This window comes from Nostoc sp. (assembly GCF_036917455.1).
Lineage (GTDB): Bacteria > Cyanobacteriota > Cyanobacteriia > Cyanobacteriales > Nostocaceae > Nostoc.
Genome location: NZ_JBALDK010000095.1, coordinates 32580 through 44156, shown reverse-complemented (window position 1 = coordinate 44156; position 11577 = coordinate 32580). Strand labels below are relative to the sequence as shown.

The window sequence follows — 11577 nt, the reverse complement described above, 5'->3', positions numbered from 1 at the left end:
CTACAAGGAGAAAGTTTGTGGTTTCTCATTCGGTTTGGATTGTTGGCACTAGTTGCAGTGGTAAAACGGCTCGATTGGTAGAGCAATTTTGTAGTTGGGTACAGCCAGAAAAGCAGCATACTGAATCATTTTATACTAAAAAACAGGGACGTAAAAAAGGCGATGGCTTCTCTACTAGAGGCTTCGCCAACGCCAACGCCAAGGGCGAACGCATACCCGAATTTTTATATCTTAAACAAACAGAGCCAGGAGTTTTAGTCTTAGCTGCCAACGATGATAATCGCCGAGAATTGGGAGATATAATTGTTACATCTACCTTGGGAAAATATCCGGTGCGTGCCAAGACACCGCTAGGTTTTTTCCAGGATGAAGTTATTTTATTTTGGCCGTTGCTAATTAACTCCTTGAACCTGAAAGCCCAGTTTCCGGTAAGATTGCGACCAGAAACAGAACAAGAATTAGCAACCAAACTCTGGCGTTCCCAATTAGACGAAGAAATTTTACGAATTGCGGGAGTGAATGAGTCTCGCTTGGTGCGTCGCATTTTAGACTTATTGCAATTAGCTGCTTACAGTGGTGTACATTGCGAAGATATTGCCCAGATTTTGGCAAAGGGTCTGGGGGAAAACACTACAACTTTAGAGCCGGAATTTTTGGCATCTTTACTCATTGATTGGCGTAACTGGTGTTTAGAGAGGGGGTTACTAACTTATGGCATTATTACCGAACTCTATAGTCAATATTTATTAAGCGATCGCAACTACCAACAGCACCTAACTAAACGCTATCAGGCGGTATTGGCGGATGATGTTGACGATTATCCTAGCGTAGCGCGTCTTTTGTTTGAATTGCTATTAGATCGAGGCGCAGTTGGCGCGTTTAGCTATAATCCCGATGGTGCAGTGCGATTGGGATTGGGAGCAGACCCCAATTATCTAGAAGGGTTAGCAAAACGTTGTCGTGTAGAAATCTTAACTAGCCCGCCTCCAGAATCCTTGGGTGAGCAAGCTAAACAGATGGTGGAATTAGTCACAGAACCGATGGTGCTGGTGAGTTTACCTGAGATTGTCCATTCCATTCAAACCACCTCCCGCGCTCAATTATTACGGCAAACAGCCGAGGTAATTGCGAATGCGATCCAATCGCAGCAAGTACAAGCAGAAGAAGTAGCGATTATTGCACCAGGTTTAGATGCGATCGCTCGTTATACTCTAGTAGAAATCCTCGTTAAGCAAAACATCCCAGTAGAATCGCTCAATGACCAACGTCCCCTAATTAGTTCACCCGTCATTCGCGCCTTACTCACCATACTGGCACTAGTTTATCCCGGTTTGGGTCGCCTCGTAGACAGGGATGCGGTCGCAGAAATGTTAGTTGTATTGAGTAGAAAGCAAGAAGTACCAGAAAACTCCTCTACAGACGCGATTAATCGCGTCTCTACTGATATTGATCCAGTCCGCGCTGGTTTGATTGCAGATTACTGCTTTGTACCCCATCCCGATCGCCCCAACTTGCTCCCAGTATCCGCCTTCGAGCGCTGGGATAGAATCGGCTATGCGGCGACCACAGCCTATAATGAGATATTGGAGTGGTTAGAACAGCAGCGATCGCAACAAGAACTGCGGTTAATTCCCAGTCCTATTTCCCTTTTAGATAGAGCAATTCAGCGTTTTTTGTGGAATGGGAGCAATCTCCCCTACGAACAACTAGCAGCACTGCGCGAATTATTAGAAACCGCCCAACACTACTGGGAAATTGACACCAGATTACGACAAATCGCCCCAGTTGAGACAACGCCGCACACAACTATTATCGAATTCATTCAATTACTGCGACGTGGTACAATCACCGCCAACCCTTACCCCGTGCGTCCCATCGGTGGCGCGAGAAAGGCTGTCACCTTAGCAACTATATTTCAATATCGATCTAGTAGGCGATCGCACCGTTGGCATTTTTGGCTAGATGCTGGTTCACCTCTGTGGGCTAAAGGTGGCGCGGCAACGTTATTCGGTGCGCCGTTTTTCCTGCAAAATAGATTAGGCGAACCTTGGACAGCAGAGGATGAGAAATTAGCAGAAGAACAACGATTGCAAAGAATATTGACAGATTTGCTATCTCGTGTATCTAAGAGAGTTTATTTGTGTCACAGCGATTTAGCAGTAAATGGACAAGAACAATTAGGGCCTCTGTTACCTTTGGTAAATGCTTGTGTAACGGTTATTTCTGAGACTACTGCCAAGTGAGGCTCAAATCCCCGATTTCTTAAAGAAATCGGGGATTTTGTAATATATTTGCTTGTATTTAGTAGTAATCGTCCCTTTTTTAAGATTGAAGTTTGGGGTTGATCTTTGCAAATTTCGGGACTGTGGTTGAATTGGAGAAGGAGAGCGAAAAAAGACTTTATCGCGCTTTAAGAGCAAAGGAATACTAAGAAGTCCCAAAATAATTACGACTCCGGTCATGATCCAAACCATTAACCTGTTTGGTCTATAATCTGCTTGTTCAATTTGCCAGAAAACTTGGTTGTATCGCCACGCAGCTAACGCAACAGTCAAAATTCCAAAAGTTACCAAAGCAAGACCCAAATTTTCCGAGTTGGATAATGGATTAACCGGAGGTTCTTGTTGGGTAATCGCAAGATTCAACTGACGCAGAAATATACCAAATCGCGCGATCGCAAAACCAAAGCTAATCAAAGCAATAGAAGTGCGTAGCCAAGCTAGAAAAGTACGTTCGTTCGCTTGATGCTCCCTTTGACGATCGATTTTTGGTATTTTATCCATGAATACTTTTGACGAGGATTTACTCTTGAATTGATGAATAGCATGGACTAGCGCCACACAGTCAAGACATTGCAGCCAGGAATCTGAGAAAACCCCAAGCGATCGCCAGAATCTTTACAATAGTAAATAAGGTAAAGATATATATCAGAGTCAAAATCAATGGCACTATTCGGATTTGGCAAAAAGCAAGTTATACCCACACCTGAAGAAGCTTTGTCAGGAAGGGCACAATCTATGTCAGTACCCGCAGCTCATTATGTCAACAAAAATCCTTTAAAAGCTCCTTTTCCCGATGGATTAGAGAAAGCAATCTTTGGCTTGGGCTGTTTTTGGGGTGCAGAACGCAAATTCTGGCAACTTAAAGGAGTTTACACCACCGCAGTCGGTTACGCTGCTGGGTTCACACCCAATCCCACTTATGAAGAGGTCTGTAGTGGGCGAACCGGTCACAATGAAGTGGTGTTGGTTGTGTTTGATCCCAAAGTGATTAGTTATTCCGAACTACTCAAAGTCTTTTGGGAAAGCCACAATCCTACCCAAGGGATGCGTCAAGGTAATGATGCTGGGACTCAATACCGTTCGGGAATTTATGTATATTCTGAAAGCCAAAAGCAGCAAGCAGAAGCATCGCGGGAAGCTTATCAGCAAGCTCTTAACGGTGCAGGTTATGGCCAGATTACTACAGAAATCTTGGATGCGCCGGAATTCTACTATGCAGAAGCCTACCATCAGCAATACCTGGCGAAAAATCCTAATGGGTATTGTGGTTTAGGAGGGACAAATGTTTCTTGTCCCGTGGGTGTAGTTGAATCACAAGTTAGTAGTTAGAAATGGAATTGGTGGGGTAGTCAACTTAAGGTGAGTTTGACGAATCTCTCCCTTACTTGAACTAAATTTAAAGTCTGTTTCTCTCCGACTCGGAGAGGAACAGGATTTGCGTAATTAAGAATATTTGTAGGTTGGGTTTCGCAAAGTCTCAACCCAACAAACCCCGTAAAAAGTTGGGTTTCCTTCCTCAAATACCACTTGTTGCAAACAAGATTACGAATTACGAATTAAATGAGCTATACGTTTTAAAACTTTGACAACAGTATGTAAATCATCTCCACGATTCAGTGACAGTGTATAAGATAATGAATATTTCGGTATACCTTGTTTCGTCAACTTAATAAATTGAAATTCTCGACCATTGATGACAAAAGCATACGTAGGTTTATCATTACAAGCATTAACCAACATATAAGCTAATGCTTGAGGAATTGCTACCTCCAAAGAATATTCTGCTCGTTTTGCCTCAATAACCAAAACCCAAAATAGAGGATGCAAAACCAAGATGTCAATACGTCCTCTAATAATCGTGCCTTCGTCTTCAGAAGAAATTCTTACCTCTTGTTCGGAGGCAATGTAGAAAGGCGGTTGATAAAAACCTGCTAGACGCAATAGTGGAGATAGCACCACCATTTTGACTACAGATTCCAAAATAGGATATTTCGATAGATACAAATATTCTGTCTTGACTTCGTTGAGAGATTGCTTTTCTAAGTCACTCAACTCAGGTAAATCATGCCGCCATTCTGAAAAAAAATCTTCGTTGTTTGCAAGTTGTAGTCCAAATTCATCAATCAGTTGGGCTAGGGTGATATCTTTTCCTTGAAGAATTTGAACCATTTTTTGAACCCTTATACTTATCTGGCTAAAAAACCCTCGCTTGATATTGAACCAAAAGGCTGTCTTACAGTGCTGCTTTGAGTAAAGCGATCGCTGTAACCCACAAGACAATACTAATAGGCCCTCCAATTAGAATACCCGCGATCGCCCAGCCTCTTTGATGGGCTTTGAATTGCTCAATACTGCTCCATCGTCTACTTTTCCAAGCCCATTCATTACCTTTAGCACCAAGTGCGATCGACATTAACCCCGAAATTTGAGGTATAAAACAGAATATTCCACACCACACTTGATTCGGCCACATCCACAACCAAGGCATCAAAAATGCGCCCCAGTTCCAACCGAGAATTTCCTCTGGGACTTTTTCATTCTGATTATTTATCCCGCATCCAGAATTATTGATTATTTCTTTTAGCGGTAAAAGCTGATTTCTGTTTGCAAATTTGATAGCCAAACCAGATTTGAGAGCATTCAGCGCTTGGCGAGCATCAGTAAATCGTTGTTCTGGAGCAGGTTCTACCAACTTTTGTAGCCAACTGGCAAAACTGGGACTGAGATTAACTCGGTCGGTAAATTGCAGTCGCAAATCCTGCTGGGGTAAATCAGAGGGGGAAGTCCCAGTGAGCAAATGAATCAGAGTCGCACCCAGTGCATAGAGGTCTGAAGCTGGAACTGCTCGACCACCAAATTGTTCCATCGGCGCATAACCATAAGTACCCACAACCGTGAAAGTAACTCCTTCTCTGGCCGCTTTATCCTGAACTGCGCCAAAATCAACCAAATAAATCCGGTTATCTTCGCCCCAGATTAAATTACTCGGTTTAATATCTCTATGTAATACCCCTGGATTTAACTCATGTAAATACATGAGAATATTTAAAATCTCACCAGCGATTTTTCTCGCTTGCTTTTCAGTAAACCTTTTGCCAAGAGCAAGTTTTTCTTTAAGCGACTCCCCAGGAATATATTCTTGGATTAAGCCAAACCAGAGAGTGCGATCGTCGATACAAAAATAATCTATATATCGAGGAATGCGGGGATGACTTAGCTGTTTAAGAATTTGTGCTTCTCTCTCAAAAAGTTTTAAATCGTCCCACTGTACAGTACCGCCAAAGGCTAAAAGTTTGACTACAACGGTCGAATTTTCGCCATCAGAGGCTTGTAAATCCAATGCTTGCCAAGTTTGACGAATCCCATTGTTACCAAGTTGGCGTTGGATTTGATAACGATCTTGTAATATCTGTTCTGGTTGCAGCATCTTACACCTGCTGGCAGTTTACGCTGATCTGATTCCCTTATTATTCAAGGATAGTCATTATCTAGATAAACTGTCAGAGCCAGTTAATTTATTGAAAGCAGTTGAAGATTCCAACTTTGGGGTTCTCTAGAGAACTAATGCGAATTATTGTTCGCATATGCTATAAATAATAGTAGAGATTAAAAGTGGCCAAAGAAGCACAAGCAAAACAGATTATCATCTATGCCAATCAAGACGGTTACGAGCCGTTTGCAGAGTGGATGGATAATTTACGCGATAAACAAGGAAAACGACGCATACTGCAACGCCTACGCCGCCTTGAACAAGGCAATTACGGCGATGTTGCGCCAATAGGGGATGGTTTAAGCGAGTTGCGAATGTTCTTTGGTTCTGGTTATCGCGTCTATTTCGGTGAAGATGCTGAAAATATTGTTGTCGTACTGTGTGGAGGCGACAAAAGCACACAGAATCAGGACATCGAAGACGCAAAAGCTTACTGGAAGGAGTACCTAAGCGGTGAGAAAATTTAGAACACTTGATGAATTTGAAGAAGAGTATTTCTGTAAGCACCCAGAAGAAATCGACAATTATTTGACGGAGATATTTCAGGAATATTCAGAAGACAGCGATTCCGGCGCGTTGTTAGCATCCTTACGCGTCGTTGCTCGTGTACGAGGAATTAGTGAGATAGCCGAGCAAATAGGCATGACACGCCGGGGATTGCAAAAAGCCTTATCCAACAATGGCAACCCGCGCCTTGAAAACATCAATTCCATCATGAAGGCACTGGGATATTTTCTCACGCCGACTACCACTAACCAAAGCAGTAGGGGAGAAAGCAATATTAGTCAAAAGCTAGTACCAGCAAGAGTACCAACACCAGGAAAAATTTTAAGTCGAGAATTAGAAGCCCGTGGCTGGACACAGAAAGATTTAGCAGAAATTATGGGGCGTCCAGTTCAAATCATCAATGAAATTATTCGGGGAAGCAAGCAAATTACACCTGAAACAGCTATCGAACTCTCCCAAGCCTTGGGTACTTCTCCAGAGTTCTGGACAAACCTTGAAGCAAAGTATCGACTTCATCTAGTGGGAAAAGAAAAAAAGGAGCAAGATATAGCTCGTAAAAGCCGATTGTATACAATTGCACCTATCTCTGAACTAATTAAAAATAAGTGGATTCAAGCAGCAGATTCAATTGATGACTTAGAACGGCAAGTCTGTAATTTTTTTGGCGTATCTTCCTTAGATGAAACACTCAAGCTAGACGTTAATTTCCGTTGTTACCAGCATCAAGAGCCAGAGACAACTTCTCGCATAGCTTGGGTAAAACGAGTTGAGAACCTAGCGAAACAACAAACCGTTGCTAGTTTTCAATGCAAAAAACTAGAGACTGCTATCCCTGAAATTCTTGCTTGTGCTAAACAAGTAGAAAGTATCGTTCAGATTCCTAAATTGCTAGCAGATTTAGGCATCCATTTTCTTATTGTGCCCCATTTAAGCAAAACCTACTTAGATGGTGCAGCCTTTTATTTAAACAGCAATCCCGTTATCGCATTGACATTGAGATATGACCGGATAGATTCATTCTGGTTCACCCTTCTGCATGAGTTAGCACATATTGTTTTAGGGCATCAAGGAACTTATTTAGATAACTTAGATGCCTTAGAAAAGAATGATGAGGAAACAGAGGCTAACGCAAAAGCTGCTGAATGGTTAATAAATTCTCAGACATTAAATGAATTTATTATCAGGAGTAAAAAAATATTTTCTCGTAAAGTAATTGAAGAATTTGCTCAAAATCAAAATAGACATCCAGGCATAATTCTTGGTCGCTTACATTATGACAAATTAGTTCCTCATAAAAATTTGAGACTTTTACTCGTGAGAGTTAGCCAAATTTTAAGTGATTCTACAGATAATTTTTGCGATAGTAAGCTTGATATTCAGCAGACAGCAGAGGTTCCCACCAATCACGATGATTAAGATACCATTCAATAGTTAAACGTAAACCCTCAGAAATTGTTACTGAAGGTGTCCAACCAAGCTGAGTTTTAATCTTGTTTGCATTAATTGCATATCTGCGATCGTGTCCCTGTCTATCCTTGACAAAAGTAATCAACTCTTTTGCTGGACGTATTGGTAAATCAGGTGCTAATTCATCCATCATCTGACACAAAAGTTGTACTAGGTTGAGATTTTCTACCTCATTGTTGCCACCAATATTGTACATTTCTCCTGGCTGACCATGATTGATTACTACATCTAAAGCACGACAATGATCGCCCACATAAAGCCAATCCCGCACATTTTTACCATCGCCATAAACAGGTAATGGTTTACCTATTAAGGTGTTGATACACATTAGAGGAATTAGCTTTTCAGGAAATTGATAAGGGCCGTAATTATTAGAGCAATTTGTGATAAGAGTTGGAAGCTTATAAGTATGATAATAAGCACGCACTAAGTGATCGCTACCAGCTTTCGAGGCTGAATAGGGACTATTGGGAGCGTAGGGTGTAGTTTCAGAAAAAGCTGCATTATCTGCACCCAAACTACCGTAGACTTCATCAGTCGAAACGTGTAGAAAACGATAATCAGATGGCTGTGCTTTAGCCTCCCAATGTTGGCGAAAAGCTTCTAGTAAAGTGAAAGTTCCTACGACATTAGTTTGTACGAAAGCAGCCGGCCCAAGAATCGAACGATCGACATGAGATTCAGCAGCAAAATGGGCAATAGTATCTATATTTTCTGTTGATAATAATTGATCTACGATGGTGCGATCGCAAATATCCCCCTGTACAAACCGAAAATTCTCTTTTCCGTCAACCATCGCCAAGTTTAGACGATTCCCCGCGTAGGTAAGCGCATCCAACACCACCACCCGATCGTTTGGATAAACTTGACACCAGTGATGGACAAAATTCGCCCCAATAAACCCTGCACCCCCAGTAATTAATAACCGCCGACTCATTCAATTTCCTCTCTTCTCTCTGTGTTGCGCCAGTTACTACAAGTCGGGAAACCGCAAGGGCGCACTGGCTTCTCTGCGTCTCTGCGGTGCGTTTCTATTACTTAAAATATTTCTTCCTCAGCTTCCCGTATATCTTCTGAGCAAGTAATTTTGCCATCCGTACTCTCGTCAAACTCTTAATATTGGATGGCTGCTGGATTTTATGGTCAAAAAACTCATTCAACTCATCCAAAATTACTTGGAAACGCTTAATAATATTTTCAGTCCGATATTCAGCAAAAAACTCTTCAGACAAACTAAAAGTTCCTGAAGAATCAATCACCTTGAGAATCCGTTGTACATCATATTCTTGAGAATATCCAGCAATTTTATAGCAATTAAATCCAGGATCTAAGTAATCAGCCAATCCCCCGTTGACACTAGAAAATACCTGACAACCACAAGCAAGAGCTTCCATTGGTTGCAAACCAAATCCTTCACTAACACCCTGTTGTACCCAGTACTCAGCCGAATCATATAGGTAAACCTTCGCTCGGTTAAATAGTCCAGGTAAATCCTCTATATAAGAGTCAACAACCAATACTTTACAACGTTTTTTTAACGCTGGAATCAATTCTTTAATTAAATACTCAGAAGATTTACGAGCTTGAACTAAAACATCAATATCCCGTTCCAGACCTAAATTTTGAAACTCATCAGAAATTTGATTTGGCAAATAATAAATCAGAGAATTGGATGATTTTTCTCCCCAGTATCCCAATGTATAGCGGCTAACAGTAACAATCGGAATACTCGCAGGTAGTCTAAATGCATAACCTGGACTATGTGCATGGTAAACAACATTGTATTGCTTAAGTTTAGCCACGAGTTCAGTTATATGGAATCCCCAACTGATAACAAACATTACATCATTTAAATTTTTCTCTTTGAGCAAATCATCAAGAAAAAGCTTATCTTTTTCTCGTTGGCGGTAAGTTACAACATCAGCACTAGAGAAATTCTGAGCTAGTTTAAGCGCTTTTAACTCAGCCCATAGACCACCACAAGCAAATTTGCCATCTGTACCGGGAAGTAAGAAGTAAAGTTTTCTCATAATTTTATTTAGGGAATTGGGTAATAATCTAATAATTCTTCTTCCCCTGCCTCCCCTGCCTCCCCTGCTTCTCTACCCCCTCATTCTTGCCAACCTACTTTAACAAAATGTGCTTCACGACCCCAAATGTCGTGTGTACGGGTAATATTTTCAATTGCTAGGTTAAAAGGAATGGCTGTTGTTAGGTAACGCTGGGCCATAGAACCTAAATCAGGTGCGAGTTCGGCTGCTGTCGTCGCTGCTAACCCCAAACCGATAAGTTGCTCAATTGGCCGAAATGGTAGTAATAGATGTACGCCGATAGCTAGTCCGGCTGTTAACAACATTGCTACTGATAAATTTGTACCGCAACGGGGATGTACAGCTAAATCCCATTCTCCACTAGTAAGGCGATGTCGAGCAAGTGCGATCGCACGTCGCAAATCACTAATATTCACCTCACCATAAAGGTAAAATCCATGCTCAGTAGACAAACCGCTTAATTGTTCGTTATCTAGCTGAACGTTAGGAGGTTCTCCCTTAACAGGATAGGCACTGTTTGATTCGCTAAGAACCCAAACAGTCGCATGTTCTAAGGCGTGAACCTGCCGGATCGTTAGAATTTCTTTCAACCCTGGAATAAATGATAGCTGCCTAAGTAAGTCGGCATCTTGTGTGGGTTGCGGAAAGTCTGAAAATTGGCCTTCAAGAGTCGGAACTTTCTCAGATACAGGTATCGTAAAACCAAAGTTGAAAAATTCAAAGGGAGACGAGCTACCCTGAAAAGAGGCGGAAGTATTCATTGCAACACTGCTCCCAAAGCCGATGGGACAACATAGATTTCTTTCAAATGTAACGCTTGCACCACTGAATTGTTGCTAATTTTTATGGATGATTGTTGAGTTTGGGCATTGGGCATTGAAAAGGCAGGCTGCACAGGAAAAACTCTTCTCCCTTGCTCCCTGCTCCCTTGCTTCTTCCCCAATCCCCAGTCCTACAGGGAGCAACGCGAAAAAGTGAGATCCTCGTGAAATAGGCAGGGGAGGCAGGGGGAGCAGGGGGAGTAAAGAGGCATCTTTAGTATTTTTTACTACCGAAACAGACTACTTCTACACTTATTTCTTTCTCTTCCCCTGCCTCCCCTGCCTCCCCTGCCTCCCCTGCTTACCCATCTCACAAAATCGCATTGCTCCCGTCCTACATCTGTTCTGCTGAATTTGAAAAGGAATTCTTTGTTATAGTTTCCGAGTCCGAGGGTCAGCCGGCTCCACTAACATAAATTCCGGCTGAGTGAAGGACTCGGAACTTTTGGTAGAGTGTTCACACTGAAAACTTAGGCGTGAGGAGGGAAACAATCAGTAAACCTCAAAATTGGCTTGCAATTACACCAGATCAAAGCAATTATGTTCTTACTAAATAAATTGCTTATTCGATCTGGTTAGGCAGAAGACAGCAATTGACATCATTCAAACAGACTTTGCCCCACTGTAAGGCCCAGCGAACAAGAGCTACTCGGTTTTCTGTCTCGGTCTTGGTCAGAATATTGCTGATATGGTTATCAACTGTACGCTTGCTAATCTCCAGTTTTCCTGCAATCTCTTGGTTAGTTAAGCCAGCGGCCACTAGGTCGATAATTTGCAGTTCTCTGTCTGACAGACTAACGGGGGTCTGAGACTTGCCACCAGCCATGACTATTTCTATGCTCCTTTGGTATATGTACTTAATCGCTCTTTCTAATTCTAGAAGATTCTTTTGTTGGTAGGGGTTTCAAGTGTTAGTAGTAATACTATTGTCAATATTTTCTTTGGATTTCAAGTTGGCA

At 41.9% G+C, this 11577-nt stretch carries 11 protein-coding genes and 1 pseudogene; 4 read left to right on the top strand and 8 right to left on the bottom strand.

Annotated elements, in window-relative coordinates; translation table 11 throughout:
• Nucleotides 1–17 precede the first annotated feature (17 nt).
• Entirely contained in the window at nt 18–2243 is a 2226-nt protein-coding gene (locus tag V7K42_RS10525) for a recombinase family protein (RefSeq protein ID WP_334915913.1), read from the top strand.
• Between the two features lie 105 nt (nt 2244–2348).
• Here the strand turns inward: V7K42_RS10525 and V7K42_RS10520 are convergent.
• Nucleotides 2349–2783, bottom strand: a pseudogene (locus tag V7K42_RS10520) (YidH family protein); the annotation flags it as partial.
• 159 nt (nt 2784–2942) lie between these two features.
• Here V7K42_RS10520 and msrA point away from each other — a divergent pair.
• Nucleotides 2943–3611 (top strand): peptide-methionine (S)-S-oxide reductase MsrA, encoded by a 669-nt coding sequence (gene msrA, locus V7K42_RS10515; protein WP_334915911.1) that lies wholly within the window; start codon nt 2943–2945, stop codon nt 3609–3611.
• A 213-nt stretch (nt 3612–3824) separates the two neighbouring features.
• Here msrA and V7K42_RS10510 read toward each other — a convergent pair whose 3' ends face one another.
• Nucleotides 3825–4451: a type I restriction endonuclease gene (locus V7K42_RS10510; RefSeq protein ID WP_334915909.1), complete on the bottom strand. Its 627-nt coding sequence runs from the start codon at nt 4449–4451 to the stop codon at nt 3825–3827.
• A 64-nt stretch (nt 4452–4515) separates the two neighbouring features.
• Nucleotides 4516–5709 (bottom strand): serine/threonine protein kinase, encoded by a 1194-nt coding sequence (locus tag V7K42_RS10505; protein ID WP_334915907.1) that lies wholly within the window; start codon nt 5707–5709, stop codon nt 4516–4518.
• Nucleotides 5710–5894: 185 nt separating this feature from the next.
• Here V7K42_RS10505 and V7K42_RS10500 point away from each other — a divergent pair, with 185 nt between their 5' ends.
• Both V7K42_RS10500 and V7K42_RS10495 read left to right on the top strand, forming a co-directional pair.
• Nucleotides 5895–6239, top strand: a complete 345-nt coding sequence (locus V7K42_RS10500) for a type II toxin-antitoxin system RelE/ParE family toxin (RefSeq protein WP_334915905.1) — start codon at nt 5895–5897, stop codon at nt 6237–6239.
• Nucleotides 6226–7695, top strand: coding sequence for an addiction module antidote protein (locus V7K42_RS10495; RefSeq protein ID WP_334915903.1), 1470 nt, complete (start codon nt 6226–6228; stop codon nt 7693–7695). Before V7K42_RS10500 ends, V7K42_RS10495 begins: the two co-directional genes overlap by 14 nt.
• On the opposite strand, the gene rfbB is transcribed toward V7K42_RS10495, so the two are convergent.
• The 5 genes from rfbB to V7K42_RS10470 form a co-directional block, all read right to left on the bottom strand.
• Nucleotides 7622–8683 (bottom strand): dTDP-glucose 4,6-dehydratase, encoded by a 1062-nt coding sequence (rfbB, locus tag V7K42_RS10490; protein ID WP_334915901.1) that lies wholly within the window; start codon nt 8681–8683, stop codon nt 7622–7624. The two genes, V7K42_RS10495 and rfbB, sit on opposite strands and share 74 nt — an antisense overlap.
• Before the next feature lie 97 nt (nt 8684–8780).
• Nucleotides 8781–9776, bottom strand: a complete 996-nt coding sequence (locus V7K42_RS10485) for a glycosyltransferase (RefSeq protein WP_334915899.1) — start codon at nt 9774–9776, stop codon at nt 8781–8783.
• 80 nt (nt 9777–9856) lie between these two features.
• The gene (locus V7K42_RS10480) at nt 9857–10558 is read right to left on the bottom strand and encodes a DUF6391 domain-containing protein (protein ID WP_334915897.1); all 702 of its coding nucleotides are present in this window, start codon (nt 10556–10558) and stop codon (nt 9857–9859) included.
• Nucleotides 10555–10692 carry a hypothetical protein gene (locus tag V7K42_RS10475; protein WP_334915895.1) on the bottom strand — a complete coding sequence of 46 codons (138 nt, stop codon included), beginning with the start codon at nt 10690–10692 and terminating at the stop codon, nt 10555–10557. The genes V7K42_RS10480 and V7K42_RS10475 overlap by 4 nt, the downstream gene beginning before the upstream one ends.
• Nucleotides 10693–11180: 488 nt before the next feature.
• The gene (locus V7K42_RS10470; RefSeq protein ID WP_334892694.1) at nt 11181–11444 is read right to left on the bottom strand and encodes a helix-turn-helix domain-containing protein; all 264 of its coding nucleotides are present in this window, start codon (nt 11442–11444) and stop codon (nt 11181–11183) included.
• Between the last annotated feature and the right edge of the window lie 133 nt (nt 11445–11577).